Annotated in this window: 42 protein-coding genes and 1 pseudogene; 42 read left to right on the top strand and 1 reads right to left on the bottom strand. The window is 43.3% G+C overall.

Translation table 11 applies throughout. The features are described from left to right. The first annotated feature begins 17 nt into the window (after positions 1–17). From rpsJ to PHN32_00010, 42 genes and pseudogenes are all read left to right on the top strand, one after another. Positions 18–323, top strand: a complete 306-nt coding sequence (gene rpsJ, locus PHN32_00215; protein MDD3776021.1) for a 30S ribosomal protein S10 — start codon at positions 18–20, stop codon at positions 321–323. Between the two features lie 69 nt (positions 324–392). Continuing rightward, a complete protein-coding gene (gene rplC / locus PHN32_00210) occupies positions 393–1,019 on the top strand; it encodes a 50S ribosomal protein L3 (protein ID MDD3776020.1) in 627 nt (208 codons plus the stop codon). 12 nt (positions 1,020–1,031) lie between these two features. Next, the gene (rplD, locus tag PHN32_00205) at positions 1,032–1,670 is read left to right on the top strand and encodes a 50S ribosomal protein L4 (GenBank protein MDD3776019.1); all 639 of its coding nucleotides are present in this window, start codon (positions 1,032–1,034) and stop codon (positions 1,668–1,670) included. Next, positions 1,657–1,944, top strand: a complete 288-nt coding sequence (gene rplW, locus PHN32_00200) for a 50S ribosomal protein L23 (GenBank protein MDD3776018.1) — start codon at positions 1,657–1,659, stop codon at positions 1,942–1,944. Before rplD ends, rplW begins: the two co-directional genes overlap by 14 nt. Positions 1,945–1,966: 22 nt before the next feature. Then, positions 1,967–2,794, top strand: coding sequence for a 50S ribosomal protein L2 (rplB, locus tag PHN32_00195; GenBank protein MDD3776017.1), 828 nt, complete (start codon positions 1,967–1,969; stop codon positions 2,792–2,794). Positions 2,795–2,815: 21 nt separating this feature from the next. Next, a complete protein-coding gene (rpsS, locus tag PHN32_00190; protein MDD3776016.1) occupies positions 2,816–3,112 on the top strand; it encodes a 30S ribosomal protein S19 in 297 nt (98 codons plus the stop codon). A 35-nt stretch (positions 3,113–3,147) separates the two neighbouring features. Next, on the top strand, positions 3,148–3,522 hold the full coding sequence (gene rplV / locus PHN32_00185) for a 50S ribosomal protein L22 (GenBank protein ID MDD3776015.1): 375 nt from the start codon (positions 3,148–3,150) through the stop codon (positions 3,520–3,522). After that, positions 3,500–4,114 (top strand): annotated as a pseudogene (rpsC, locus tag PHN32_00180) (30S ribosomal protein S3). Before rplV ends, rpsC begins: the two are co-directional and overlap by 23 nt. A 111-nt stretch (positions 4,115–4,225) precedes the next feature. Beyond that, entirely contained in the window at positions 4,226–4,630 is a 405-nt protein-coding gene (gene rplP, locus PHN32_00175) for a 50S ribosomal protein L16 (protein MDD3776014.1), read from the top strand. 16 nt (positions 4,631–4,646) lie between these two features. Then, positions 4,647–4,859: a 50S ribosomal protein L29 gene (rpmC, locus tag PHN32_00170; protein ID MDD3776013.1), complete on the top strand. Its 213-nt coding sequence runs from the start codon at positions 4,647–4,649 to the stop codon at positions 4,857–4,859. An 11-nt stretch (positions 4,860–4,870) separates the two neighbouring features. Further along, entirely contained in the window at positions 4,871–5,125 is a 255-nt protein-coding gene (rpsQ, locus tag PHN32_00165; protein MDD3776012.1) for a 30S ribosomal protein S17, read from the top strand. A gap of 15 nt (positions 5,126–5,140) precedes the next feature. Next, positions 5,141–5,509, top strand: coding sequence for a 50S ribosomal protein L14 (gene rplN, locus PHN32_00160; GenBank protein ID MDD3776011.1), 369 nt, complete (start codon positions 5,141–5,143; stop codon positions 5,507–5,509). 12 nt (positions 5,510–5,521) lie between these two features. Next, entirely contained in the window at positions 5,522–5,833 is a 312-nt protein-coding gene (rplX, locus tag PHN32_00155; protein ID MDD3776010.1) for a 50S ribosomal protein L24, read from the top strand. A gap of 22 nt (positions 5,834–5,855) precedes the next feature. Continuing rightward, positions 5,856–6,398 carry a 50S ribosomal protein L5 gene (gene rplE / locus PHN32_00150; GenBank protein MDD3776009.1) on the top strand — a complete coding sequence of 181 codons (543 nt, stop codon included), beginning with the start codon at positions 5,856–5,858 and terminating at the stop codon, positions 6,396–6,398. 23 nt (positions 6,399–6,421) lie between these two features. Then, a complete protein-coding gene (locus PHN32_00145; GenBank protein ID MDD3776008.1) occupies positions 6,422–6,607 on the top strand; it encodes a type Z 30S ribosomal protein S14 in 186 nt (61 codons plus the stop codon). Positions 6,608–6,622: 15 nt separating this feature from the next. Continuing rightward, positions 6,623–7,024 (top strand): 30S ribosomal protein S8, encoded by a 402-nt coding sequence (rpsH, locus tag PHN32_00140; GenBank protein MDD3776007.1) that lies wholly within the window; start codon positions 6,623–6,625, stop codon positions 7,022–7,024. Positions 7,025–7,042: 18 nt separating this feature from the next. Continuing rightward, positions 7,043–7,597 carry a 50S ribosomal protein L6 gene (gene rplF / locus PHN32_00135; protein MDD3776006.1) on the top strand — a complete coding sequence of 185 codons (555 nt, stop codon included), beginning with the start codon at positions 7,043–7,045 and terminating at the stop codon, positions 7,595–7,597. Between the two features lie 15 nt (positions 7,598–7,612). Further along, entirely contained in the window at positions 7,613–7,975 is a 363-nt protein-coding gene (gene rplR / locus PHN32_00130; GenBank protein MDD3776005.1) for a 50S ribosomal protein L18, read from the top strand. A 22-nt stretch (positions 7,976–7,997) separates the two neighbouring features. Further along, the gene (gene rpsE / locus PHN32_00125) at positions 7,998–8,474 is read left to right on the top strand and encodes a 30S ribosomal protein S5 (protein MDD3776004.1); all 477 of its coding nucleotides are present in this window, start codon (positions 7,998–8,000) and stop codon (positions 8,472–8,474) included. A 17-nt stretch (positions 8,475–8,491) separates the two neighbouring features. Beyond that, complete coding sequence (gene rplO / locus PHN32_00120) at positions 8,492–8,944, top strand: 50S ribosomal protein L15 (protein MDD3776003.1); 453 nt, start codon at positions 8,492–8,494, stop codon at positions 8,942–8,944. Further along, positions 8,937–10,202 carry a preprotein translocase subunit SecY gene (secY, locus tag PHN32_00115; GenBank protein ID MDD3776002.1) on the top strand — a complete coding sequence of 422 codons (1,266 nt, stop codon included), beginning with the start codon at positions 8,937–8,939 and terminating at the stop codon, positions 10,200–10,202. The genes rplO and secY overlap by 8 nt, the downstream gene beginning before the upstream one ends. Beyond that, positions 10,199–10,828, top strand: coding sequence for an adenylate kinase (locus PHN32_00110; protein MDD3776001.1), 630 nt, complete (start codon positions 10,199–10,201; stop codon positions 10,826–10,828). The genes secY and PHN32_00110 overlap by 4 nt, the downstream gene beginning before the upstream one ends. Then, a complete protein-coding gene (gene map, locus PHN32_00105; protein ID MDD3776000.1) occupies positions 10,825–11,589 on the top strand; it encodes a type I methionyl aminopeptidase in 765 nt (254 codons plus the stop codon). Before PHN32_00110 ends, map begins: the two co-directional genes overlap by 4 nt. A 78-nt stretch (positions 11,590–11,667) precedes the next feature. Then, positions 11,668–11,889, top strand: a complete 222-nt coding sequence (gene infA, locus PHN32_00100) for a translation initiation factor IF-1 (protein ID MDD3775999.1) — start codon at positions 11,668–11,670, stop codon at positions 11,887–11,889. A gap of 23 nt (positions 11,890–11,912) precedes the next feature. Next, complete coding sequence (gene rpmJ / locus PHN32_00095; GenBank protein ID MDD3775998.1) at positions 11,913–12,026, top strand: 50S ribosomal protein L36; 114 nt, start codon at positions 11,913–11,915, stop codon at positions 12,024–12,026. A 12-nt stretch (positions 12,027–12,038) separates the two neighbouring features. Next, positions 12,039–12,419, top strand: a complete 381-nt coding sequence (gene rpsM / locus PHN32_00090) for a 30S ribosomal protein S13 (protein ID MDD3775997.1) — start codon at positions 12,039–12,041, stop codon at positions 12,417–12,419. Between the two features lie 16 nt (positions 12,420–12,435). Next, positions 12,436–12,831 (top strand): 30S ribosomal protein S11, encoded by a 396-nt coding sequence (gene rpsK, locus PHN32_00085; GenBank protein ID MDD3775996.1) that lies wholly within the window; start codon positions 12,436–12,438, stop codon positions 12,829–12,831. 24 nt (positions 12,832–12,855) lie between these two features. Further along, positions 12,856–13,482: a 30S ribosomal protein S4 gene (rpsD, locus tag PHN32_00080; protein ID MDD3775995.1), complete on the top strand. Its 627-nt coding sequence runs from the start codon at positions 12,856–12,858 to the stop codon at positions 13,480–13,482. Between the two features lie 38 nt (positions 13,483–13,520). Further along, on the top strand, positions 13,521–14,447 hold the full coding sequence (locus PHN32_00075) for a DNA-directed RNA polymerase subunit alpha (GenBank protein MDD3775994.1): 927 nt from the start codon (positions 13,521–13,523) through the stop codon (positions 14,445–14,447). A gap of 22 nt (positions 14,448–14,469) precedes the next feature. Next, positions 14,470–14,823 (top strand): 50S ribosomal protein L17, encoded by a 354-nt coding sequence (rplQ, locus tag PHN32_00070; GenBank protein ID MDD3775993.1) that lies wholly within the window; start codon positions 14,470–14,472, stop codon positions 14,821–14,823. A 31-nt stretch (positions 14,824–14,854) separates the two neighbouring features. Next, positions 14,855–15,592, top strand: a complete 738-nt coding sequence (truA, locus tag PHN32_00065; GenBank protein ID MDD3775992.1) for a tRNA pseudouridine(38-40) synthase TruA — start codon at positions 14,855–14,857, stop codon at positions 15,590–15,592. A 28-nt stretch (positions 15,593–15,620) separates the two neighbouring features. Beyond that, positions 15,621–16,049 (top strand): 50S ribosomal protein L13, encoded by a 429-nt coding sequence (rplM, locus tag PHN32_00060; protein ID MDD3775991.1) that lies wholly within the window; start codon positions 15,621–15,623, stop codon positions 16,047–16,049. A gap of 13 nt (positions 16,050–16,062) precedes the next feature. Continuing rightward, a complete protein-coding gene (rpsI, locus tag PHN32_00055; protein MDD3775990.1) occupies positions 16,063–16,458 on the top strand; it encodes a 30S ribosomal protein S9 in 396 nt (131 codons plus the stop codon). 10 nt (positions 16,459–16,468) lie between these two features. Then, positions 16,469–17,461, top strand: a complete 993-nt coding sequence (locus tag PHN32_00050) for an alanine racemase (protein ID MDD3775989.1) — start codon at positions 16,469–16,471, stop codon at positions 17,459–17,461. A 71-nt stretch (positions 17,462–17,532) separates the two neighbouring features. Further along, entirely contained in the window at positions 17,533–19,368 is a 1,836-nt protein-coding gene (glmS, locus tag PHN32_00045) for a glutamine--fructose-6-phosphate transaminase (isomerizing) (protein ID MDD3775988.1), read from the top strand. A gap of 2 nt (positions 19,369–19,370) precedes the next feature. Further along, positions 19,371–19,748 carry a holo-ACP synthase gene (gene acpS / locus PHN32_00040; GenBank protein MDD3775987.1) on the top strand — a complete coding sequence of 126 codons (378 nt, stop codon included), beginning with the start codon at positions 19,371–19,373 and terminating at the stop codon, positions 19,746–19,748. A 64-nt stretch (positions 19,749–19,812) separates the two neighbouring features. Beyond that, the gene (locus PHN32_00035; GenBank protein MDD3775986.1) at positions 19,813–21,393 is read left to right on the top strand and encodes an NAD(P)H-hydrate dehydratase; all 1,581 of its coding nucleotides are present in this window, start codon (positions 19,813–19,815) and stop codon (positions 21,391–21,393) included. Between the two features lie 3 nt (positions 21,394–21,396). Further along, on the top strand, positions 21,397–21,858 hold the full coding sequence (locus PHN32_00030) for a CBS domain-containing protein (GenBank protein ID MDD3775985.1): 462 nt from the start codon (positions 21,397–21,399) through the stop codon (positions 21,856–21,858). 5 nt (positions 21,859–21,863) lie between these two features. Continuing rightward, the gene (gene alr, locus PHN32_00025) at positions 21,864–22,991 is read left to right on the top strand and encodes an alanine racemase (protein MDD3775984.1); all 1,128 of its coding nucleotides are present in this window, start codon (positions 21,864–21,866) and stop codon (positions 22,989–22,991) included. A 15-nt stretch (positions 22,992–23,006) separates the two neighbouring features. Next, complete coding sequence (locus PHN32_00020) at positions 23,007–23,585, top strand: flavodoxin family protein (protein MDD3775983.1); 579 nt, start codon at positions 23,007–23,009, stop codon at positions 23,583–23,585. After that, a complete protein-coding gene (locus PHN32_00015; GenBank protein ID MDD3775982.1) occupies positions 23,578–24,018 on the top strand; it encodes a hypothetical protein in 441 nt (146 codons plus the stop codon). Before PHN32_00020 ends, PHN32_00015 begins: the two co-directional genes overlap by 8 nt. Before the next feature lie 92 nt (positions 24,019–24,110). After that, positions 24,111–24,458, top strand: a complete 348-nt coding sequence (locus tag PHN32_00010) for a zinc ribbon domain-containing protein (GenBank protein ID MDD3775981.1) — start codon at positions 24,111–24,113, stop codon at positions 24,456–24,458. A gap of 88 nt (positions 24,459–24,546) precedes the next feature. On the opposite strand, the gene PHN32_00005 is transcribed toward PHN32_00010, so the two are convergent. Continuing rightward, entirely contained in the window at positions 24,547–24,822 is a 276-nt protein-coding gene (locus PHN32_00005) for a hypothetical protein (protein ID MDD3775980.1), read from the bottom strand. Positions 24,823–24,983 lie beyond the last annotated feature (161 nt).

Raw genomic sequence — 24,983 nt, 5'->3', positions numbered from 1 at the left:
TTGTGGCTGCGGCTAAAATCGGGCAGAAAATAAGAATAAAATTAAAGGCTTATGACCATGAGATTATAGATAAGTCTGCAAAAAAGATCGTGGAAACGGCAGAGAATTCAGGAGCCAAGGTTTTGGGTCCGGTTCCTTTGCCTACCAGGAGAAATCTATATTGCGTTATAAGGTCTCCTCATGTCAATAAGGATTCCAGGGAGCATTTCGAGATCAGGGTCCATAAGAGACTTATAGATATTCTGGAGCCTACTCCCAAAACAGTGGATCTTTTAATGAGGTTGAGTTTACCGGCAGGAGTAGACATAGAGATTAAGTCTTAGCCGGGTTGCAATATACGGTTATTTGATTAAAATAACTACTTTTTTGTAAAGTTTGAAAGTGGTGGAAAAATGGTAGATGCGATATATGGAAAAAAAATAGGTACCACACAGGTGTTTAAGGATAACGGCAATGCTGTTTATGTTACAGCTATTGAAGCTGAACCCTGTGTAGTGCTTCAGGTAAAAGATAAAGAGAAAGATGGATACCATGCTTTAAAGGTAGCTTTTGGCAAGGTAGATAAGAAAAAGGTAAACAAACCTAAGCAGGGTGAATTTTCCAAACTGAAAGCTGAACCTAAAAGGTATACCCAGGAAATCAGGCTGCAGGAAGCGGTAGACATTAAAGCTGGAGACAGCATTGATCCTGATGCTGTGTTTAAAGTGGGAGATAAGCTCAAAATTAGGGGCACTTCCAAGGGTAAGGGTTTTGCCGGGGTAATCAAAAGGCATAATTTCCATCGGGGAAGAATGTCGCATGGTTCCCATTCACACCGGATTCCAGGGTCTGTAGGTATGTGCGCTACTCCTGCCCGTATTCATAAGGGCAAGAAAATGCCGGGCAGAATGGGTAATGCCACGGTTACCATAAAGGGTTCAGAGGTTGTGGAAATACTGGCAGAACAGAATCTTATTCTGGTGAAGGGAAGCGTGCCCGGCAGTAAAGGCAATATTGTTTACCTGGAAAAACAAAATTAACAGGAGATTATAATGGCTAGCTTGAATGTAATAGATGCTGAAGGAAAAGAGATAGAAAAAATAAATATAGATGACCAGCTGGTTAAGCAGGAGTCCAACCACGAGATTTTGTACCAGGAGGTAAGAAGGTTTTTGGCTTCACAGAGGTCCGGTACCCATAGCACCAAGACCAGAAGTGAGGTAAGAGGCGGAGGCCGAAAGCCCTGGAGGCAGAAAGGTACTGGAAATGCCAGGGCTGGGACCAACCGTTCGCCTTTGTGGAAAGGCGGGGGAGTGGTATTCGGGCCTAAGCCCAGAGATTATTCCTTTAAGCTAAATAAGAAAGTATTGAAAAAATCCAAGCTGATTGCACTTTCTGAAAAGTTTAACCAGGGCGGGATAAAAGTACTGGATAAACTTGAGTTTGATAAGCCCAGCACTAAAACGGCAGCCCAGATCTTGCAAAAGCTGGAGCTGGGAGATAGCAAGGTGCTGCTGGTATTAGGCCAGGTGGATGGTAATACTGCCAAGTCATTTGCCAATATAGAAAATGTGGAAATAGCCACAGCCAGGTCTGTAAATGCTTATTTGATGCTGGTGGCGGACTGTATTGTCTTTTCCAGGGAATCATTAACTGAATTAGTGGAGAGGTTGACCAATGCAAGATCCTAGGGATATAATATTAGGCCCTGTGGTTTCAGAAAAAAGTTATGGGGTAGTACAGCAAAACAGGTATTCATTCTATGTAGATTTTAGGGCTAACAAAACCCAGATAAAAAAAGCTGTGGAAGAGATTTTTAAGGTTAAGGTCCTAAATATCAGTACTATTAATACCAAGCCCAAACCAAAGAGACTGGGCAGGTCTGTGGGCAAAAGTGCCAAAGGTAAGAAGGCCGTAGTTACATTGCGGGCTAAAGATAAGATTGATTTCTTTCAAACAGTTTAACTAGTTTTTGGAGGTAATAAAGTTGGCTTTAAAAAAATATAAACCTACATCACCGGGCAGAAGACTGGCTACCGTGTCGGATTTTTCGGATCTGACCAAAAAGCGGCCGGAAAAGTCCCTCACTTCTTCTTTGAATAAGAAGTCAGGCAGGAACAATAATGGCAGGGTAACGACCAGGCATACCGGCGGTGGGCATAAAAGGTTATACAGGGCAATAGATTTTAAGAGAAACAAGGATAATATACCGGCTAAGGTAGCCGCTATTGAATATGATCCTAACCGCAGCGCCAGGATTGCGCTGCTTAATTATGCTGATGGTGAAAAAAGATATATCGTGGCTCCCAGAAAGCTTAATGTAGGAGATACAGTAGTATCCGGTCCCCAGGCTGATATTAAACCTGGTAACTGCCTACCTTTGGAAAATATACCTACCGGTACAGTTATACACAATATTGAGCTTAAGGCAGGCAAGGGAGCGGAAATAGTGCGCTCAGCAGGAGGTTCAGCTCAGCTGGTAGCCAAGGAAGAGGGTTATGCCAGTATAAAGCTGCCTTCTGGAGAAGTAAGAATGGTAAGTATAAAATGCAGGGCTACCATCGGGCAGATTGGCAATGTTGAACATGAGATTGTAAGGCTGGGAAAAGCAGGCAGAAAAAGATGGTTGGGGGTAAGGCCTACAGTTAGAGGTACGGCTATGAATCCCATTGATCATCCGCATGGCGGCGGCGAAGGAAAGAATAAAACCGCGGGTAGAGATCCGGTAACTCCATGGGGTAAACCCACATTGGGTTACAGGACCCGTAAAAAAAATAAGCATAGTGATCAATATATTGTTAAGAGAAGAAAATAAGAATATCTGAGGAGGAATTGTATGTCCAGGTCTTTAAAGAAAGGACCTTTTATAGATCCAAAACTGTTAGTGAAAGTTGAGCAGCTTAACGAAAAGGGCGAAAAGAAAATTATCAAGACTTGGTCCCGGAGCTCTACCATATTTCCAGATATGGTGGGCCATACCATAGCCGTCCATGATGGCAAGAGGCATATACCGGTATTTGTATCTGAAGCCATGGTGGGACATAAACTGGGAGAGTTTGCCCCTACCAGGTCTATCAGGCCCCATGTGTTTAAGGGCAAGAGTGAGAAAGTAGCTTCAGTTAAGAAGAAATAGTTAATTATTAATGTTGATTAGGGAGGCAGTAAGCGTTGGAAGCTAAAGCCGTGGAAAAATTTATAAGGATATCACCGCAGAAGATGAGATTGGTGGTAGACTTGGTAAGGAATAAAAAGGTGGAAGATGCCGTAAATTTATTATCTTTTACTCCTAAGAAGGCCGCCGATATTGTTAAGAAAGCCATTAGCAGCGCTGCTGCCAATGCTACTGAGAATCATGGCATGGAGGAAGATGATTTATTTGTTTCTAAAATATATGTAAATGAGGGTCCTACCCTGAAGAGGTTCAGGCCTAGAGCCAGAGGTAGAGCTACCAGGATTAGAAAAAGAACTTCTCATATTACGGTAATTGTGTCTGATGGAAAACAAGAGGAGGTAGAAAATAATGGGCCAAAAAGTAAATCCTAACGGCCTGAGGCTGGCAATAAATAAGGGTTGGAAATCTAGATGGTTTGCTACCAAGGATTATGCCCAGCTGCTGAAAGAAGATTTAAATATTAGAAAACTTATAAATGGACAGCTGGAAAATGCGGGGATATCTTCAATAGAGATAGAGAGGACTACCGAGGAAGTAAAGGTGGATGTATATACCTCTAAGCCAGGTATTGTTATTGGAAGAAAGGGAAATACCATTAATGATATCAGGGCTCTTTTGGAAAAAGAGACCAACCGTAACATACAGCTTAATATAGTGGAAATTAAGAAACCTGAACTTATAGCCAAGCTGGTAGCTGAGAGCATAGCTTCACAGCTTTTAGGAAGGGTTAGCTTCAGGAGAGCCATGAAAAAAGCAGTTTCATTGGCTATCAAAGCCGGAGCTAAAGGTATCAGGGTGCAGTGTTCAGGGCGCCTGGGCGGTGCGGAAATGGCCAGAACAGAATGGTATCGTGAAGGCCGTGTTCCCCTGCATACCTTAAGGGCAGATATTGATTATGGTTTTGCCGAGGCTAATACTACTTTCGGTAAAATCGGAGTTAAAGTTTGGATTTACTTGGGCGATAGGATTCTAGATAAAGAGGAAATTGAAACAGAAAAGAAAAAGATAAACAAGCCCACGGAAACCATTAAAGAAGAGGAAAAAGTTTCAAGTTAGGAGTAGAAAATGTCACCAATGTTGATGCCTAAAAGGGTAAAACATAGAAAAGTACAGAGGGGCAGGATGAAAGGCATGGCCAAGGGAGGCCTAAAGCTTTCTTTTGGTGAGTATGGGCTGCAGGCATTGGAGCCTGGATGGGTTACCTCCAGGCAGATAGAAGCAGCCAGGATTGCTCTTACCAGGTCCATTAAAAGGGGAGGCAAGGTTTGGATTAATGTATTTCCCCATAAACCTATTACTAAAAAGCCTGCCGAGACCAGAATGGGTGGAGGTAAGGGAGCACCTGAACAATGGGTAGCAGTTATCAAACCTGGCAAGATTATGTTTGAACTGTCAGGGGTAAGTGAAGAAGTAGCCAGAGAAGCTATAAGACTGGCTTCCAATAAATTATCTATTGGCACCAAATTTATAAAAGAGTAGCAGTGTTGGGTGAGAAATGAAAGTTAATGAATTAAGGGAACAGACCATAGAAGAACTGGAAAAAAGACTGTCAGAGGTTAAAAAAACTATTTTTAATTTAAAGTTTCAGAAAGCCACGGGACAACTGGAAAATCCTATGAGGATTAAGAATTTAAAAAAAGAAGTGGCTGCCATAAATACTCTGATTAGAGAAAAAGAATTAGGCATAAATAAGAAAAGCGGTAAATAAGGGGGATATTGTTGGAAAGAGGAAAGAGGAAAACAAGGGTAGGTACTGTAGTTAGCAACCAGATGGAAAAAACAGCGGTTGTGGAGGTTGCATCACTTTACAAGCACCCTTTGTATAAAAAGATTATGAAGAAATTTAAAAAGTTTAAGGTAGAGGATCCTGATAATTCCTGCAATACCGGCGACATAGTTAGGATTATGGAAACCAGGCCGCTGAGCAAAACCAAAAGATGGCGTTTGCTGGAAATAATTAGGAAAGCTGAGTAGAGAAGGGTAAATAAAATGATTCAAGCAGAGACCATGGTAAAGGTGGCAGATAATACCGGTGCTAGAAAGATACTGTGTATAAAGGTTCTCGGTGGTTCCAGGAGAAGGTATGCCAAGATAGGCGATGTTTTTGTGGCTACCGTAAAGGAAGCTATCCCGGGAGGCGTGGTTAAAAAAAGCGAGATCGTAAAGGCTGTTTTGGTAAGGTCCAAAAAGTCTTACCGCCGAAAAGACGGGTCTAATATAAGGTTTGACGATAATGCTGCTGTCATTATTGACAATCAGAACAACCCTAGAGGAACCAGGATTTTTGGGCCGGTTGCCCGGGAGCTTAGAGAGAAAAATTTTATGAAAATTATTTCACTTTCACCGGAAGTAGTGTAGGAGTGTATAGATATGCTTAAGATAAAAAAAGATGATAAGGTAAAGGTAATCCAGGGTAAAGACAGGGGTAAGACCGGCAAGGTGCTCCGGGTTGATACCAGGCGGGGCAAGGTTTTTGTAGAAGGCTTAAATATGATAAAAAGGCATACTAGATCCAAAGGCCAGAATGAACCTGGAGGAATTATAAATAAAGAAGGCCCCTTGCACATTTCCAATGTGTCAGTAATTTGTCCTCAGTGCGGCAAACCGGCTAGGATAGGTTTCACGGAGGGCAAAGCAGGGAAAAAGGTCAGGGTTTGTAAAAAGTGCGGAGAGCAGATATAAAATGAGTGCTAAGGTGGGATCAATGAAACCAAGATTAAAAGAACAATACCAAACCAGGATAGTAGATGAGCTCCGTAAGGAGTTTAGCTATAAGAATATCATGCAGGTTCCCAAGGTAACCAAGATCAGCGTTAACATGGGGGTAGGCGTAGCTACTGAAAACATAAAAGAATTGGAAGCGGCGGTAGAAGATTTGACTAAAATTACCGGCCAGAAACCAATCATAACCAAAGCTAGAAAATCTATTGCCGGCTTTAAGGTAAGGGAAGGTAATCCCATTGGGTGCAAGGTAACCTTAAGAGGGGCCAGGATGTATGAGTTTTTAGACAGGCTGCTCAATGTTGCTTTACCAAGGGTTAGAGATTTCAGGGGGCTTTCTCCCAAAAGTTTTGATGGTTCAGGAAATTATACCATGGGTATCAGGGAACAGCTGGTATTTCCAGAAATTGATTACGACAGTGTATTAAGTGTGAGGGGAATGAACATTACCATAAATACAACTGCCCAGAATGACCAGGAAGCATTAAGCTTGCTGACTAAATTTGGGTTTCCCTTTAGGAAATAATAGTTTTATAGGAGGAGTTTTTATTGGCTAAGAAAGCTTTAATAGAAAAACAGGGAAAACAGCAAAAATATGGTACCAGACAATATAGCCGATGCAATAGATGCGGCAGAAGCAGAGGTTATTTTAGAAAGTTTGGTCTATGTAGGATATGTTTAAGAGAATTGGCGCATGAAGGAAAAATCCCTGGGCTAACCAAGTCCAGCTGGTAATATAAAGGAGGTTTAATGGCGGTTACAGATCCTGTTGCAGATATGTTAACTAGAATTAGAAATGCAGGAAATGCTAAATTAGATAGGGTTGATATGCCCTATTCCAAGCTTAAGTTGGATATTGCCACTATCCTGGAGCAGGAGGGCTATATAAAGAGCAAGGAAACCAGGCAGTCAGAGACAGGCATGGAAGAAATAAGGATATACCTTAAATATGATAAAGATAGAAGATGTGCTATCACTGGGTTAAAAAGGATTAGTAAGCCAGGGCTCAGGAATTATGCCAAAAGAAGAGAGATACCCAAGGTACGGGGTGGATTGGGTACGGTAGTGCTTTCTACCTCTAAAGGGGTAATGACTGACCAGCAAGCTAAAAAAGAGGGCTTAGGCGGAGAGGTCCTGTGTTTTATTTGGTAGAAAGAGAGGTTGTGTAAAGTGTCTAGAATTGGTAAAAAGCCCATTCCTGTACCGGAGGGCGTAGAAGTAGATATTAAGAAAGATAAATTTACTGCTAAAGGCAAGTTGGGGCAGCTTTCCATAGATATTAATCCCAGTATAGGGGTTAAGATGGAAGACAGCCAGATAGTATTGAAGCCGGAGAGCAAGAGCAAGGAAAATATGGCTAAGTTCGGTTTGTACCGAAGCCTTATAAATAACGTAGTAGAAGGAGTTAGCCAGGGCTTTAGCAAAACCTTAAAAATAATAGGGGTTGGCTACAGGGCTTCCCTTAAGGGCAATAACCTGGAAATATTGGTAGGTTATTCTAACCCGGTAGTAATAGAGCAGATACCCGGCATAACTTTTGAGGTTCCTGACAACACTACCATAGTGGTAAAAGGAATAGATAAACAGCTGGTGGGGAAAATTACTGCAGACATCAGGGATATCAGGAAACCTGAGCCCTATAAGGGTAAGGGAATCAGGTATGAGAATGAATATGTAAGGAAAAAAGTGGGTAAAGCGGCCATTACTGCTGGAACTGGAAAATAAGGTTTAGGAGTTAGGATGAAGACAAAGATAGAAAAAAAAGATAAAGGGCTTAGAAGAAAATTAAGGTCAAAACACAAGATACAGTCCAGGTCCGCCAAACCCAGGCTTTGTGTTTACAGAAGCAACAAACATATATATGGACAGATTATCGATGATGCTACAGGCAACACGGTAATTGGTGTTTCCAGCCAGGTCTTAGAGGCAAAACCTGAGGATAAAGGCAAAATAGATATTAGCTTTAGAACTGGACAGAAGTTGGCAGAATTAGCCAAGGAGAAAAAAATTACGGAAGTTGCTTTTGATAAAAATAAATTCAAGTATCACGGAAGAGTAAAAGCTCTGGCTGATGGCGCCAGAAAAGGCGGATTGAAATTTTAAAGGAATTTAAGGAGGAAGTTTAGTGCCTGATAATGCCAATACAAATGAATTAAGCGAAAGAGTTATAAAGATAAACAGGGTAGCAAAAGTAGTAAAGGGCGGAAGAAGATTCAGCTTCAGCGCCCTGGTAGCTGTGGGAGATATGAGTGGCAAGGTTGGAGTAGGTTACGGAAAAGGCAATGAGGTTTCCATAGCTATTAGAAAGGGTGTTAACAATGCCAAGAAAAACATGTTTAAGGTACCCATGATTGAAGGCACTATACCCTATGAGGTAGATGGCCGTTACGGGGCGGGACATGTATTTATGAAACCTGCTTCTGAGGGTACTGGTGTTATTGCCGGCGGTCCGGTAAGGGCGGTTATGGAGCTGGCAGGGGTAAGAAACGTTCTTACCAAGTCTCTGGGCAGTCCTAATGCTTTAAGCATTGTTAATGCTACCGTAAGCGGGCTAAAGTCTCTTAGGACACCGGAACAGATAAAACAAATGAGAGCTAATTAAATCGGAGGTAAATACAAGTGAAACTTTGTGATATAAAACCGCCAACAGGTAGTTTAAAACCAAAAAAAAGAGTAGGCAGGGGTAACGGTTCAGGGCATGGTACCACTTCTGGAAGAGGTACTAAAGGCCAGCTCTCCCGGTCAGGGGGAAAGACCAGAATAGGTTTTGAAGGCGGCCAGATGCCTTTGCAGAGAAGGCTTCCTCACCTTAAGGGTTTTAAGAATACCAGGAAAAAAGTTTATAACATATTAAATGTAGGGGATCTGGAGCGTTTTGATAAGGACAGCGTTCTAGATTATGAGACCCTCAAACAGGCAGGCCTTTTAATTAAGAACAGCAAGCTGGTAAAGATACTGGGAAATGGCCAGATAAGCAAGAGCTTTACCGTTAAGGCTGACTGCTTTAGCCAGACAGCGAAACAAAAGATTGAAAAAGCAGGGGGCAAAGCGGAGGTAATCAAACATGTTTAAAGCCATAATTACTGCCTTTAGGATAAGGGAGATAAGAAATAAGATCCTTTTTACTATAGGCATCTTGGCTATTTACAGTTTTGGCGGTACCCTCCCTGTTCCTGGAGTGGATGCTTCAGTTATAACCAGCCAGGTTCAAACCGGGGTTATGGGCATGATGGATTTGTTTTCAGGCGGTGCCCTGGGCCGGTTTGCCGTTTTTTCTTTGGGTATTATGCCCTATATTACTGCTACCATTATTATGCAGTTGCTGCAGGTGGTAATTCCCAAGCTGGAGATGCTGGCCAAGCAGGGCGAAGTGGGAAGAAGAAAGATCAACCAGATTTCCAGGTATCTTACTGCAGGCATGGCTCTAGCCCAATCCGTGGCTATGGTCTTTTTCTTCAGGGGATACGGTGCCATACCCAAGTTTGATGCTATGCATGTGATTTTAATTGTACTAACCCTTACCGCTGGTACTACGGTTATCATGTGGCTGGGTGAACTGATTAATATCCATGGTATTGGGAATGGGATTTCCCTGATCATTTTTGCTTCCATTGTATCCAGGCTTCCAGGCCAGTTTATTAGTTTGTTCAGGCTTCAAGGTACCAGCAATTTGCTTTATGTCATACTTTTTTTGCTGGTATCAATAGGTGTGGTAATGGCTGTTATTATGATACAGCAGGGAGAAAGAAGGATACCGGTACAGTATGCCAAACGGGTGGTAGGAAGGAAAGTATTTGGCGGACAGAGTACTTATATCCCCTTAAAGGTTAACCAGTCGGGGGTAATGCCTATTATTTTTGCAGTGTCTGTGCTTATGTTTCCAGCCACCATAGCCCAGTTTATTCCTAACCCCTATGTTCAGCGTATTGCTTCAGCGCTTAGCGCTACTACTGAAGGGGGCCTTAATCCCATTTATGCTGTAGTTTATACCTTACTGATTATATTCTTTGCTTATTTTTATACCGCTATTACTTTCAATCCCCTGGATACTGCGGATAATTTAAGAAAATACGGGGGCTTTATTCCTGGTATCAGGCCAGGCAAGAATACAGCTGATTATCTTACCAATATACTTAACAGGATTACTCTTCCGGGAGCTATCTTTCTGGCCATAGTGGCCTTACTTCCGGAAATATTGATAAATTATACCCAGCTGCCCTTCCGGTTTGGAGGCACTTCCATTATTATTGCCGTGGGTGTAGCTTTGGATACCATGAGACAGCTGGAGTCACAGCTGACTATGAGAGATTATGAGGGATTTTTGAAATGATAGCCGTACTATTGGGCCCTCCTGGTGCAGGTAAGGGAACCCAGGCAGTGAAGATAGCTGAAAAGTATGGAGTCCCCCATATATCTACAGGGGATATATTAAGGAAAGAGATAAAGACTGGTTCCCCTCTGGGCTGCCAGGCCAGGGAATATGTGGAGAGCGGCAAGCTGGTTCCCGATGAGTTGATAATAGATATTATAGAGCAGGAAATCAGCAGGCCCCAGGCCAGAGATGGTTTCATACTGGATGGTTTTCCCAGGAACCTGGCCCAGGCCAGGATGCTTGATGAAAAATTCAGGAAGTTGGGCTTGTCCGTGGAGAAGGTTATAAATATATCGGTAGACCGCCAGGAGATTATAAGGAGGCTTACCAGCCGCGGAGTGTGTCCTGGTTGTAAGCAGGTTTCAACCATGGGGCCGGAAGGCAGGGCTAATTGTCCCCATTGCGGCCAGGAACTGGTAAAAAGGGAAGATGACCAGGTGCAGGTTATAGAAAAAAGGCTGGATGTATACAGGGAGCAGACCGAGCCTCTTATACAGTACTACCGGCAGAAAAATATATTGATAGATATTGACGGCGAGGCAGATCCGGAAGTGGTAACGGAAAGGATATTGGCTAATTTATGATTATATGCAAATCGCCGCAGGAGATTAAGAAAATGCAGGAGGCTGCCCATATTGTGGCAGATGTTCTTTTAAAAATTGAACAGGTTGTTGAGCCGGGAATGACTACCGGTCACTTGGATAAGCTGGCCGAGAAAATTATTTTAAAAAGCGGCGGCATCCCTGCCTTTAAGGGCTATAAGGGGAGGATTAGCTCCATTCCCTTTCCCAGCAGTATATGCGCTTCCATAAATCATGAAGTAGTGCACGGGATACCTGGCCCTAGAAAAATAGAAGCAGGGGACCTGGTTTCCATAGATGTGGGAGTAGAGCTGAACGGCTATTTTGGGGATGCAGCCCGGAGCTACCTGATAGGGGAAGTGGATGAGGTTACCCGCCAGCTGTGGGAAGCTACCCGGGAAGCTTTGGATTTAAGCATAGAGCATTGTTTTGCCGGACGCAGGCTATCAGATTTATCCCATAGCATAGAACAGAGGGCCAAGAGGAGCGGCTTTTCAGTGGTGAAGGATTTTGTTGGCCATGGTATTGGCACCAAGATGCATGAAGATCCCCAGATACTGAATTACGGGCCTCCCGGACAAGGCCCTAAGCTTAAGCCGGGAATGGTGTTGGCTATTGAGCCTATGCTTAATATTGGACGCAGTGCGGTAAAGGTTTTAGATGATGGATGGACAGTAGTGACCCAGGATGGAAGCACTTCATGTCATTTTGAGGATATGGTGGCTATAACTGATGGAAAGCCGCTGGTGCTTTCCAGGGTTTAGAAAAAATGTGTAGACATCGGGTTGATTTTTTGGTAATCTACATATTTGCGCTTTAGATAAATTAAAAAGGGGAACAAGATTAGTAAAAAGGAAGGCATTATAGAGGCCGAAGGTACTATACTGGAGGCTTTGCCCAATGCCATGTTTAGGGTGGAGTTGGAAAATGGGCATAAGATATTGGCCCATATCTCAGGCAAAATGAGGATGCATTATATTAAAATTTTGCCAGGAGATACGGTTAAGGTAGAAATATCACCCTATGATTTGAGCAGGGGCAGGATAACTTACAGGAAGAAATAATTTAAATAGAAGAGGTTGACAAAATGAAAGTGAAACCATCTGTTAAGAAAATCTGCAATGATTGCAGGATTATAAAAAGAGAGGGTAAAGTAATGGTAATCTGTAAAAACCCTCGGCATAAACAGAAACAGGGTTAAGGAGGTTATAAGTTGGCTAGAATAGCAGGCGTAGATATTCCAAGGGATAAGCATATAAGTGTTTCACTAACCTATATCTTTGGTATTGGCAAATCAAAGGCTAACCAGATTTTAGATGATCTGAAAATAGACAAAAGCTTAAAGACCAAGGATTTAAGTGAAGACGAGGTTTCAAAGATAAGAGAATATATAGATGCCAATATCAAGGTAGAGGGCGATCTCAGGAGAGAAGTAACCCAAAACATAAAAAGACTTATAGAAATAAACTCTTACAAGGGTATCAGACATAAAAGAGGGCTCCCTGTTAGAGGACAGAGAACCCATACCAACGCCAGAACTAGAAAAGGAAGAAAACGGGGCGTAGGCATCAGGAAGAAGCAAAAAACAGGTTAATTAGGAGGTAAAGGTTTTGGCTAAGAAACCCACCAAGAGAAGATTAAGGAAGAAAGAGCGAAAAAATATTGCTTATGGAATAGCCCATATTCAGTCTACTTTTAACAATACTATTGTTAATATTACTGACCAGAACGGCAATACTATTGCCTGGGGGAGTGCAGGGGGAATGGGCTTTAAAGGCTCCAGGAAAAGCACCCCATATGCTGCCCAGATAACTGCCAATGAAGTGGCTAAGGCCGCCCAGGAACACGGCATCAGCAGGGTTGATGTCAGGGTAAAGGGAGTAGGTTCCGGCAGGGAGACCGCAGTAAGGTCTTTACAGGCAGCGGGAATTGAAATTGGAAACATCATTGACGTAACTCCTGTACCCCATAATGGGTGCAGGTTGCCAAAAAGAAGAAGAGTGTAGAATAAATAAAGGAGTTACAGGAATATGACTAATATAAGTGGTGCATCCTGCAGGTTATGCAGGAGAGAAAAACAGAAATTGTTTTTGAAAGGCCAGAGGTGTTTTACTGATAAATGCGCAATGGAGAGAAAGCCTTATGTGCCTGGCGAAAAAGCCAAAAGAAGAACAATGGAGACTGAGTATTACCTGCAGTTAAGGGAAAAGCAGAAGGCTAAAAGGTATTACGGCCTAAGGGAAAGACAGTTTAGACGATATTACGAGAAAGCAGTAAAGAAGAAGGGTATTACCGGTGAAATACTGCTGCAGCTGCTGGAGACCAGATTGGATAATGTACTTTATCTAATAGGTTTGGCTTCTTCCCGTATTCAAGCCAAGCAGCTGATAGGGCATGGACATGTTATGGTGGATGGAAAGGTAGTTGACATACCTTCCTACCAGGTAAAAGAAAACCAGGAAATAAGCATTGCTGATAAGAGCAAAGAAATAGTGCCTATTTTAGAGGCGAAAGAAAGCGCAGCCAGCTTGACTCCCCCGGATTGGTTGGAAGTAGATCTAAACCAGCTAAAGGGGAAATGCCTGAGGGTACCCACCAGGGAAGAAATCAAGGTACCTATTAATGAGCTTATAATTATTGAGCTATATTCTAAGTAGAATATTTAAGCTTGGGAGGTAGATTTAAATTGCTTAAAATGCAAAAACCAAAAGTTACGGTTAAACATACAGACGATTATAATGGACAATTTCTGGTAGAGCCCTTGGAAAGGGGCTTTGGGCACACCCTGGGCAATTCCATCAGGAGAGTGCTTCTCTCTTCCATAGAGGGAGTGGGAGTAACCAGGATCAAGATAGAGGATGTTAAACATGAGTTTTCAACCCTTAAGGGTATGAAGGAAGATATACTGGAATTTGTGGCTAATTTGAAGCAAATAGTGTTTAGGATGGATTCCGAGGAGCCGGTTAAATTAAAGCTGTCCAAGAAAGGGGCAGGGGTAATCAAGGCTTCTGATATTAAGCTGAGTTCAGAAGTGGAGATTATTAATCCCGATGCTTACCTGGCTACCCTAAGCAAGGATGGGGATTTAAAGGCTGAGCTGATATTGGAAAAAGGAAAAGGTTATAAAACAGCCGCAGAGAATTCTGTGGAAGGCGATGCTTTAGGAGTAATCCCGCTGGATACCATTTTTTCACCTATTAAGAAGGTTTCTTTTAAGGTGGAGAATACCAGGGTGGGCCAGATGACCAACTTCGACCGGCTGATTATGGATATCAATACCAATGGCAGCATGAAACCTGAAGATGCGTTAAGCCAGGCTTCTAAAATTATTAATGATTACATGGCTTTGCTGATTGATCTTTCTGATAATGCCAATAAAGATGACCCTATTTTTGAAGAGGTAAAAGAAGAAGAAGAAAAACCGCATTATCCTTCCATAGAAGAGCTGGAGCTATCGGTTAGAGCTTACAACTGTTTAAAAAGGGAAGGTATTGATACGGTAGAGAAATTGCTTAATTATTCTGAAGATGAGTTGTTGGATATTAGGAATTTTGGACAGAAGTCCATACAGGAAGTTAAAGATAAGGTAAAGGACCTAGGTTTATCCTTTAAGAAAAAATAGTTAAATCAGGAGAAGATTGGATATGGTAGTACCAAAAAAAGGGCCCAGATTTGGGCAGGATAGCAGTCACCAAAAGGCAATGATGGCCAATATGGCTATTTCCCTGTTTGAGCATGGAAGAATAACCACAACCCTACCCAAGGCTAAAATGCTGAGAGGGTTTGTAGATAAATTGATAACCATAGCTAAAAAGGATAATCTGGCAGCCAGAAGAAACTGCCTGAGGCTTTTAGGCAATTATAAGGCTGTACAGAGACTTTTTAATGAAGTGGCTCCCGGTATGTATGAAAGATCCAGCGGTTTTACCAGGATTTTAAAATACAAGAACCGTTTAGGCGATAATGCGCAGATGGTTATTATGGAGCTGGTAGAGTAGTTTATTTGAAAATTGGAAGGCTGGAGTAACCATGGTAAATTACAAAGCTGTGGTTGAGTATGATGGAACCGAATACTGCGGTTTCCAGATCCAGCCAGACAGCAAAGCTACCATACAGGGGTGTCTGCAGGAAGCCCTGGGCCAGGTAGCAGGTTATAAGGTCAGCATAAATTATGCGGGAAGAACGGATGCAGGCGTGCATGCCTTGCACCAGGTGGTTAATTTTAAGCTGAATCAGGAAATTGATGTTTATCGTTTTCAATGGTCCCTAAATTGTGTTTTGCCCCAGGATATCTGTATCAGGGATATCAGCAGGGTTGGCTGTGATTTTGATGCCAGAAGGGATGCAGTAAGAAGGATATACAGCTATTATGTGGTCAATGGTAATGTACAGAGTGTTTTTTTAAGGAAGTACAGCATATTGATTACCCAGAAGCTGGATTTGGAAATGATGCAAAAAGCAGCCCGGTTGTTTATAGGGCGGAAAGATTTTAGGGCTTTTGGCAACCAGGCCGAATATGGCAGTACGGTAAGAACGGTATACAGTTTCCATATTACAGGGAACAGTGATAATTTAATAATTTTTAATATAGAGGCAAGCTCCTTCCTATACAATATGGTTAGGATTATGGTAGGTACCATACTGGAGCTGGGAAAGGGATTAAGGACCCTGGAATCTATTGAAAAGGCATTAGAGGCAAGGGATAGGGAACTGGCTGGCAAAACTGCGCCTGCCAAGGGATTGTTCCTGACCAAGGTCTTATACTGATGGGAGGAAGATAATGACAGAATTGGGAATTAAAACTTTTTATGCTAAAAAAGAAGAAATAGAAAGAAAGTGGTACATAATCGATGCCCAGGGCAAAACATTGGGCAGGCTGGCCACAGAAGCAGCTAAGCTGTTAAGGGGAAAAGGGAAACCTATCTTTACTCCTTCAGTGGATTGCGGAGATTATGTAATTGTTATAAATGCCAAGGATATTAAGGTTACCGGAGATAAACTTAAGCAAAAAAAATATTACAGGCATTCTGGGTATGTGGGAAACCTTAAGGTACAGACACTGGAAGAGAAGCTGGCCAAAAAACCGGAGCAAGTTATTTCTCTGGCTATAAAGGGCATGCTTCCCCATAACCGGCTGGGCAGGCAGATTTTTAAAAAATTAAAGGTTTATGCTGGTGATAATCATGAGCACCAGGCCCAGAAACCTGAAAAAATAGAGATTTGAGGAGGAATTTAAGTTGGCAGACAGTGTAAGTTATTATGCTACCGGGAAAAGAAAAGAAGCTATAGCCAAAGTAAGACTGGTTCCAGGCGAAGGGAAAATAACTATCAATAAAAGAGACCTGGATAATTATTTCCCCCTTCCTTCGCTGGTAATTAAAATAAAGGAGCCTTTAAAGCTCACTGGTACTGATAATGCTTATGATGTATTGGCTAGTATTATCGGTGGAGGGGTCAATGCCCAGGCTGATGCCTTAAAGCATGGCATAGCCAAGGCCCTGTTAGAAATTAATGCAGAATACAGGCCTATACTTAAAAAAGAAGGCATGCTTACCAGGGATCCCCGGGAGAAGGAAAGAAAGAAATATGGCCTGAAAAAAGCAAGAAAAAGACCCCAGTTCTCAAAGAGGTAGTAATGGTTTGGTGACGTATCCCCGACTAAACATTGACAGGGGCAAAATTGCCCATAATTCTAAGATAATCTGCGACCGGTGTGCCGCTCTAGGCATATCGGTCGTTGCTGTTACTAAGAGCGTATTGGCCCACACCAGGATAGTAGAGGCTATGGCCAGTGGCAAAATAGATATGCTGGGCGACAGCAGGCTGGATAACCTGCGCCAGCTAAGGGCTAATTTTAACTATCCCTTAATGCAGCTCAGGACCCCTATGCTCAGTGAGGCAGAACATACTGCCGCCTATAGCCAGGTAAGCGCTTGTACCCAGATAGAGGCAGCTAGGCTGATAAACCAGGTATGCGGAAAAAAGGGAATTACCCATTCAGTGATGGTTATGCTGGATACTGATGACCAGAGAGAGGGCCTGCTGCCTTACCAGGTACTTCCTTTTTGCCGTCAGCTGGTTGAGCTGGAAAACATCAAGGTTATGGGGCTGGGCACTAATGCCCGCTGCATTTCCAGTAAAAAACCCAGTTATGAAAGTTTGTCAGCCATGGTAGAACTAAAGCATAGGATTTACAGGGAGCTGGGTATTGCTATCCCTGTTTTATCCGGAGGTAATTCCAGTTTACTGGACCAGGTGTTTGGTTCTGGCCTACCGGAAGGCATAAACCAGTTAAGGATTGGGGAGGCCATACTTCTGGGCCATGAAACCTTGAATTATTCTACCCTAGAAGGTGCTCACAGGGACTGTTTTACATTGGAAGCGGAAATAATAGAGGTAAAGGAAAATCCGCGGAAGGCCATAGTGGCATTGGGGCTGCAGGATGCAGATGCGGCTAATTTAAAGCCTGCTCCCGGTATGGAAATAGTAGGCCAAAGCAGCGATCATACAGTATTGGAGTCAAGAGGGGAGCTGTTGTTTGCCATGGGCCATAAAATAACTTTTAATATAAATTATTTTAGTCTATTATCAACTATGACTTCTCCTTTTGTGTATAAGAATTTTATAGGACAGTAAGGAATAAATTTTAGACAATCCCTATGGGGATTTATTTAATTTGCATACTGTAAACATCACCAGGAGGTTTTATGTGCGGTATAGTGGCCTATACTGGTAACCAGGATTGCCGGAAACTGCTGCTGGAAGGCTTAAAAAGGCTGGAATACAGGGGCTATGATTCAGCCGGTATCAGCATTATAAGTAGGAACGGCACCATACCTACGCTGGAAGTGGTAAAAGAAGCAGGCAAGATAAGGGAGCTGGAAAACAGCCTTGATTCTTCCATGGTTGCTGGAAATTGCGGTATTGGCCATACCCGGTGGGCTACTCATGGCGAACCCACCAGGGAAAATGCCCATCCACACCTTGACTGCAGCCAAAAAATTGCGGTAGTCCATAATGGTATTATAGAAAATTATCAGCAGCTAAAGGCTGAACTGGAAGCAGAGGGGCACCAGTTTATATCTCAAACTGATTCAGAAGTACTGCCTCATTTGTTGGAAAAATATTATGAGGGTAACCTTATTGCTGCCATGCAGAAAACCATGGCCCGTATTAAAGGTTCCGGTGCGGTGGTGGCCATATGCCTGGACGAGCCGGACCAGCTGGCAGCAGCCAGGATAGCCAGCCCCCTGGTGGTAGGAGTATCGCCTAAAGGGAATTTCCTGGCTTCGGATATGCCTGCTATTTTAGAACATACCAGGAATTTTTTAATTATCGAAGATTATGAAACGGTAAGGGTTACTCCGGAAAGCGTAGAAATATTTGGACCAGACGGCAAGGCGGTTACCAAAAAGCCGTTTAGGGTTAACTGGAATATTCAAAGTGCAGAAAAAGCGGGATATGCAGATTTTATGCTAAAAGAGATTTTTGAACAACCCTATGGAATCAGGGAAACCATGAGGGGGAGGCTGACTGAACAGGAACTTAATTTTGCAGAGCTAGGATTCTCTGTACAGCAGGTAAATGATATAGAAAAGGTGCAGATAATAGCTTGCGGCACTTCTTACCATGCTGCTTTAGCAGGCAAGCAGGTCATAGAGAAATGGGCTAAAATACCGGTGGAAGTGGATTATGGGTCCGAGTATAGGTACCGTAATCCCATGGTGGGAGACCATTGCCTGGTTATAGCTATTACCCAGTCCGGGGAAACCATTGATACCTTGGCTGCAGTAAGGGAAGCAAGAGGAAAAGGGGCTAGAGTAGCAGCCATTACCAATGTGGTGGGCAGTACTATTGCCAGGGAATCAGATGCAGTCATCTACACTCATGCCGGGCCCGAGATAGGGGTTTGTGCAACCAAGACCTTTTCTGCCCAGCTGGTAGTAATATATTTATTGGCCCTGTACCTGGCGAAGGCTAAAAAAGTTATTGGTGATAAGGAATACCGCCGTATTATAAGGGAGCTTTTATCCCTGCCGGAAAAGGTACAGCAGGTATTGGACCAAAGCCAGCAGATTAAAAAAATAGCAGATAAAACCTACCGGTACAGTTGTTTCTTGTTTTTAGGCCGGCTGTACGGCTTGCCCATGGCTTTGGAAGGGGCCTTAAAGCTAAAAGAGGTAAGCTATATCCATGCAGAGGGATATCCGGCAGGAGAAATGAAGCATGGGCCTATTGCCTTAACTGACCGCAATACGGTAGTGGTAGGCATCATGCCCCTGGACGATGTTTATGAAAAGATATGGGGTAATGTACAGGAAGCCAAGGCCAGAAAGGCAACCCTGTTGGCCATAACTACCCAGGGGAACGATGAGCTAAAAAAAGCTATTGATTACTGTTTCTTCATACCCCCCATAGACCAGCCGCTGTCAGGGATACTTACTATTATTCCCTTGCAGCTGTATTCTTATTATATTGCCAAAAACCTGGGCAGAGATGTGGACCAGCCCAGGAACCTGGCTAAAAGCGTTACTGTGGAGTGATCTTGGATATTTTTGGTGTGGGTACGGACATAATCGAGGTAGAAAGGGTGGCTGACTCTATCAAGCAAACCCCCTCCTTTGTTTCCAGGGTGTTTACCCCGGAAGAAAGGAGCTATTGCCAGAGCAGGGGCCAGGGCTGCTGGGGAAGCTATGCGGCCAGGTTTGCTGCTAAGGAAGCAGTGGCTAAATCATTAGGTACCGGCTTTGGGGCAGACCTTTCTTTTTCAGATATTGAAATTTCCGGTCCGGGGCAGCCCCGGGTTACCATTAAAGGCAGGGGGGCTTTGCTGCTAAAGAAACTGGGCATATCCCGGATAGAAGTTTCAATTTCTGCCACCAAAAATTATGCGGTGGCTTTTGCAGTGGCTTTAAAACCATAAGTTTTCAATTATATCCGTTTTTTTTGTTATAATATCCTTAATTACCATATTAAAGGCGGTTTACATGCATAGGGTACTAAAAGGCAGCAGGATAGCAGAAATAGATGCACGCTGTATCAGTGACGGGATTGATTCCAAGGGGCTGATGCAGAATGCGGGCAGCAGTGTAGCCAAAGCCGTCAAAGCAGATTTCAAAAACAAAAAAGAGGTCCAGGGGATAGTTATTTGCGGCGGCGGCAACAATGGGGGAGACGGTTTTGTAGCTGCCTATGACCTTTTGCAGGCCAAGATAGGCGTTAAGGTATTTTATATAACTCCTACCGAAAAATTCAGCAGCGATTCAACCCATTATTTTAACCGGCTGGGTAAAGCAGCAGGAGCTAAAGTAATGTTTTTGAATGTAGACAATGGCCCGTCCTGGGATAGCTTTAAACAGGATGTCCAAGATGCCCATTTCATTATAGATGCTATTTTTGGCACCGGGCTGCACGGCAAAGACATATACGGCCCCGCCAAAAAGATAATTGAAGAGATAAACCGCAGCAGCAGTGAAGTATACGCAGTGGACATTCCATCGGGGATAGACTCCGATACAGGACAAATTTTAGGTACAGCGGTAAAGGCAGATGCTACCATAACTTTTGGGTGCAAGAAACTGGGGCTTCTAAATTATCCGGGGGCCAGTTATGCAGGCAAGGTAAAGGTAGCAGATATCGGCATACCTGAAAAATATTTTGAACAATACGAGCAGATATTTGAGACCAGCATGGACTGGGTGGCTTCCAAGCTGCCCTTAAGGTCACCCTGGTCTTATAAGCATAGTGTGGGAAAACTGCTGGTCATAGCAGGATCAGTAGGATTTACCGGGGCAGCAGCCATGACCTGCCAGGCAGCTATGAGGGCGGGAGCGGGACTGGTCACCCTGGTTTGCCCCTGGGAGCTAAACCCTATATTAGAGCAGAAGCTTACTGAAGTTATGACTTATCCTGTAGACCAGACTGATGATTTGTCTATCCATTATGACAGCTTGGAAGAGATAATAGACCTAAGCGCCGGTTATGATGCTTTGGCTATTGGGCCGGGCATATCTAAAAATTCCAGCACCATCAGGCTGGTAAGGGAAATTCTGATGAGAGTGGCCAAACCCACAGTGCTGGATGCGGACGGACTGGCGGCTATCTATGGGCCCCGGGAAGTAAATGGACAGCAACATCCGGATTTTTCTCATGTGGTAATTACCCCTCATGCCGGAGAGCTGGCTTTAATAATGGGTATGGACCGTATAAAACTGGAACAAAGATATGAAGTTAATGTAGAGGCGGCATCCAAGTTTAACCTGGTGTCAGTATTAAAAGGGCCCCGTACCCTAATTACCAGGCAGGACCAGACTACTTTTATCAATAATACGGGTGACTGGGCTTTAGCTACCGCCGGGACCGGGGATATACTTACCGGTATTATTTCTTCATTGATGTGCCAGGGTATGGATAACTTTCAGGCTGCGGTCGGCGGAACCTATATCCATGGATTGGCTTCAGATTTGATATCGAGGCATACCAGCAAGACCTCCATGATAGCCACGGATTTGCTGGAAGGTATGCCAAAGGTTTTCTTGAAGTTGGAAAAAATTTTATACAGGGAGTAAAAGATGGCAGAAAAATTAGCTAAAGACATTATGAACAAAGAAGTTATCACCATTAGCCAGGACGCTTCTATAGAGGAGTTGTCACAACTATTGCTAACAAACAAAATCAGCGGAGTGCCGGTTTTAGACCAGGAAGGCCAGATGGTGGGAATAGTTACTGAGGGAGATATTATTGTACAGGATACTGATCTTCATTTTCCCAGCTATTTCAAATTGCTGGACAGCATTATCTATCTGGAAAGCCTGTCCAAATTCAAGAAAAGTCTTAAAAAACACCTGGCAACCAAGGTAGAAGATATCATGACTGCTGAGGTAGTATCTGTGGATGAGGATTCCACCGTGAATAATGTTGCTAATATCATGACTCAAAAAAATATAAACAGGGTGCCGGTTTTAGGCCAGGATAAAAAACTGGTAGGCATAATTACCAGGGCCGATATTGTAAAATCAATGATTAAAGAGTAATAATTTTGGAATCAGACAAAAAATTAAGGAATGCCTGGGCAGAAATAGACCTGGGCAAACTGGAGCATAATCTTGAGGCATTAAAAAGCCTGTATTCGGATAGGCTGGTTAATATGATGGCAATAGTGAAGGCAGATGCCTATGGCCATGGGGCGGTGCCTGTAGCCCAGAGGGCTTTGGCTAAAGGGGCTTATGGCCTGGGAGTAGCTTTGGTACAGGAAGGCAGGCAGTTAAGGCAAAAGGGTATTGATGCCCCTATCTTAGTTTTAAGCGAGGTTCCTTTGGCAGCCGTAGACCAAGCTCTAGGCTATCATCTTATACCAGCCATAAGCAGCCTGGAAAAAGCCCGGGCTTTTAATGACAGGGCAGCTGCTATGGGCTGTAAAGCCAGGTGCCATCTAAATATAGACACCGGCATGAACCGCTTAGGTTTTGATTACAGGAAGGCACCAGAACAAATAAAGGAGATAGCCAGTCTCCCTCATTTGGAAGTGGAAGGCTTATTTACCCATTTTGCCTGTGCCAGTGATTCCGGCTCCGATTTTACCCCATTGCAGCTGGAAAGGTTCAAGCAGGTACTGGCTCCGGCAAAAACCATGCTGAACTCAATTAAGTTCATACATGCAGCCAATAGTGCAGCCTGTATAGAAAATACTGCAGAAGAATTTAATATGGTCAGGGTCGGCCTGGCTATGTATGGGCTTAATCCTTTCAGTACAGAATGTTCCCTGGACTTGAGTCCGGTGCTCAGTTTAAAGGCCAGGGTAGCGTTTATCAAAGAAGTAGCTGCCGGAGATACCATATCTTACTGCCGTACCCATAAAGTAAAACAAAAAAGCACAATTGCCGTATTGCCAATAGGGTATGCAGATGGCTACAGCCGCCTCCTATCCAACCGGGCCCGGGTTATTACGGGGGGAGAATATGCACCGGTAGTAGGCAATGTTACCATGGACCAGTGTATGGTAGATATTACCGGATTAAAGGTGTCACTGGATGATGAAGCCATACTTATTGGAACTGCTAACGGTAAGTGTGTAACTGCAGACCAGCTGGCACATATTATGGGTACTATAAATTATGAAATTGTATGCATGATTGGCAGCAGGATTCCCAGAATTTATATTAATTAGAATGGAGGTAAAGGTTTGAAGGTAATAGGATTCAATTGCAGCCCCCATAAGAAGGGCAATACCTTTATAGCAATGCAAACCGTATTGGAGCAGTTGGAGGCGGAAGGGATTAATACCAATATTATACAGATTGGTTCAGAGCAAATCAGCTCCTGTGACGGCTGCGGCGTATGTAAAAAAACCAAGGATGGTTTTTGTGTAATAGATAAAGATAATATGAACCAGTACTTAAAGCTGGCTTACCAGTCCCAGGGGATACTGATAGGCTCGCCGGTCTATTTTGGTTCGGTTACCCCTACGGCCAAGGCGCTGGTGGACAGGATGGGGTATTGCGCCCGGGCTGGCGGTTTTCTTTTAAAGCGAAAGGTGTGTGCAGCGGTAGCTGCAGTCAGGAGGCAGGGGGCAGTGGATACTATTAACCAGGTAAACAATATGTTTATGTTAAACCAAACCATAATACCCTCTTCCATTTATTGGAATTTTGCCATAGGGGCAAAACCAGGGCAGGTAAGAGAGGACCAGGAAGGAATGGATACCTTGAAGGTCCTGGGGGAGAATATGGCCTGGCTGTTACAGAAGGTAGCTAATGACTAGGAAAATATTGGCGGCCTTTTTGCTGATGACAATGGCTGCCATGCTGATGTTAGGGGGCTGCTTTGCTAACCGGGTAGAGCTTACCCCGGAACAAGAGGATCAAGCTAACCAGGTAGTTGAAAACTGCCTGCTGGGACTATCAGAAGAAAATTACCAGAAGTTTTCTGAAGATTTTTCAGAACAAATGCTCAGCGCATTAGACCTGCAAAACTTTGAGGAGTCTCTTTTGCCTCTCATTAAGGGAAAAGTGGGGACCTATAAGGCCGGCACTAAAAAGCTGATAGGTGCTAATTTTAAAGAAGGGCTTATCTCTTTATATTATGAGGCAGAGTTTAGCCGGGACAAGGTAATGGTTACAGCTGCATTGGATATGGAGAGTCCAGTTTTAAACATACATGGACTGTGGTTTGACTCTCCCCAGCTAAGAAAATAATGGGGCAGCGGCAGCAGGCTTGTAGCTGGTAAGTTATAATTTTGACTAGCCAGTAAAATTCATAATTGGCAGAAATTTAACAGGAGAAGATAATGGAAGAAAAAGCAGAGGTGGTTAGCCAGGGTTATTATTGTATGCATTGCGGTAAGCCTTTGGCTAAGGAAGCAGTGGTGTGTCCTAACTGCGGCATTGCGGTAAGAGGCCAATCATTGGACAAAAAAGTGGTCCCCAAGGATAAAACGATAGCTGTTTTATTGGCTATCTTCCTGGGTTTCTGGACCTGGATTTATACTTATGAGACAGATTCCTGGAAATTCTGGCTGAACTTGGCCTTAACCGTAGTCACCATGGGCACCTGGTCTTTTGTTGCCTGGATATGGTCTATTGTTGATGTGGCTGCCAAGCCTGATTCTTTTTATGTTAATTACCCTAACTGCTAATCCGGTGACTGGAGATTTAATATTTTTTAAAAATTTAGGCCTATAAAAATAGGCCTAAATAAATTAATAATTCTGTATTGCTTACTGCTTACAAGGCGCTGTAAGTCATGGCAGAAGCCGCAGCGCAGCCCCAAATCAGGGTAGTTATGATAGTCCAGAATATTGGAGGAAGAACTACTGCAAGAATTATTGCAATTATATCAAATTTCCTGCCTTCTACTCCTGCTTCTCCTTTGTTGATTTTAACCAGGTCGATAATGGCCAGCACTAAGGCGGCAATGCTAGCGCCGGGAATGATAGAAAGTATGCCGCATATAAGGGCGCCTTTAGACATGCCGCTTGCACCAGTTTTTACATCTTGCATTTGCTCTCCTTCCTATATTTTTTATTGTGATTAGATTATTACTATATTTTTTTTAAAAAACAATAGTTACCATTAAAAATGTTGCCAGTTTTATTATAATTTTGATTATTAATAATCTAGCTACTACTCTTCGCCCAGCTTGTTGGTAGCAAATTCTTTAA

Source organism: Actinomycetota bacterium (genome assembly GCA_028698215.1).
Classification (GTDB): domain Bacteria; phylum Actinomycetota; class Humimicrobiia; order Humimicrobiales; family Humimicrobiaceae; genus Halolacustris.
The sequence above is the reverse complement of the archived record's forward strand: the minus strand, read 5'-3'. Positions and strand labels throughout refer to the sequence as shown.

Excerpts from the sequence above, each read along its gene's own strand:
- rplC (MDD3776020.1), top strand. The coding sequence starts at position 393 with ATGGTAGATGCGATATATGGAAAAAAAATAGGTACCACACAGGTGTTT.
- rplD (MDD3776019.1), top strand. The coding sequence starts at position 1,032 with ATGGCTAGCTTGAATGTAATAGATGCTGAAGGAAAAGAGATAGAAAAA.
- rplW (MDD3776018.1), top strand. The coding sequence starts at position 1,657 with ATGCAAGATCCTAGGGATATAATATTAGGCCCTGTGGTTTCAGAAAAA.
- rpsS (MDD3776016.1), top strand. The coding sequence starts at position 2,816 with ATGTCCAGGTCTTTAAAGAAAGGACCTTTTATAGATCCAAAACTGTTA.
- rplP (MDD3776014.1), top strand. The coding sequence starts at position 4,226 with ATGTTGATGCCTAAAAGGGTAAAACATAGAAAAGTACAGAGGGGCAGG.
- rpmC (MDD3776013.1), top strand. The coding sequence starts at position 4,647 with ATGAAAGTTAATGAATTAAGGGAACAGACCATAGAAGAACTGGAAAAA.
- rplN (MDD3776011.1), top strand. The coding sequence starts at position 5,141 with ATGATTCAAGCAGAGACCATGGTAAAGGTGGCAGATAATACCGGTGCT.
- rplX (MDD3776010.1), top strand. The coding sequence starts at position 5,522 with ATGCTTAAGATAAAAAAAGATGATAAGGTAAAGGTAATCCAGGGTAAA.
- rplE (MDD3776009.1), top strand. The coding sequence starts at position 5,856 with ATGAAACCAAGATTAAAAGAACAATACCAAACCAGGATAGTAGATGAG.
- rpsH (MDD3776007.1), top strand. The coding sequence starts at position 6,623 with ATGGCGGTTACAGATCCTGTTGCAGATATGTTAACTAGAATTAGAAAT.
- rplR (MDD3776005.1), top strand. The coding sequence starts at position 7,613 with ATGAAGACAAAGATAGAAAAAAAAGATAAAGGGCTTAGAAGAAAATTA.
- secY (MDD3776002.1), top strand. The coding sequence starts at position 8,937 with ATGTTTAAAGCCATAATTACTGCCTTTAGGATAAGGGAGATAAGAAAT.
- PHN32_00110 (MDD3776001.1), top strand. The coding sequence starts at position 10,199 with ATGATAGCCGTACTATTGGGCCCTCCTGGTGCAGGTAAGGGAACCCAG.
- map (MDD3776000.1), top strand. The coding sequence starts at position 10,825 with ATGATTATATGCAAATCGCCGCAGGAGATTAAGAAAATGCAGGAGGCT.
- rpmJ (MDD3775998.1), top strand. The coding sequence starts at position 11,913 with ATGAAAGTGAAACCATCTGTTAAGAAAATCTGCAATGATTGCAGGATT.
- rpsD (MDD3775995.1), top strand. The coding sequence starts at position 12,856 with ATGACTAATATAAGTGGTGCATCCTGCAGGTTATGCAGGAGAGAAAAA.
- PHN32_00075 (MDD3775994.1), top strand. The coding sequence starts at position 13,521 with ATGCAAAAACCAAAAGTTACGGTTAAACATACAGACGATTATAATGGA.
- rplQ (MDD3775993.1), top strand. The coding sequence starts at position 14,470 with ATGGTAGTACCAAAAAAAGGGCCCAGATTTGGGCAGGATAGCAGTCAC.
- truA (MDD3775992.1), top strand. The coding sequence starts at position 14,855 with ATGGTAAATTACAAAGCTGTGGTTGAGTATGATGGAACCGAATACTGC.
- glmS (MDD3775988.1), top strand. The coding sequence starts at position 17,533 with ATGTGCGGTATAGTGGCCTATACTGGTAACCAGGATTGCCGGAAACTG.
- PHN32_00035 (MDD3775986.1), top strand. The coding sequence starts at position 19,813 with ATGCATAGGGTACTAAAAGGCAGCAGGATAGCAGAAATAGATGCACGC.
- PHN32_00030 (MDD3775985.1), top strand. The coding sequence starts at position 21,397 with ATGGCAGAAAAATTAGCTAAAGACATTATGAACAAAGAAGTTATCACC.
- PHN32_00015 (MDD3775982.1), top strand. The coding sequence starts at position 23,578 with ATGACTAGGAAAATATTGGCGGCCTTTTTGCTGATGACAATGGCTGCC.
- PHN32_00010 (MDD3775981.1), top strand. The coding sequence starts at position 24,111 with ATGGAAGAAAAAGCAGAGGTGGTTAGCCAGGGTTATTATTGTATGCAT.
- PHN32_00005 (MDD3775980.1), bottom strand. The coding sequence starts at position 24,822 with ATGCAAGATGTAAAAACTGGTGCAAGCGGCATGTCTAAAGGCGCCCTT.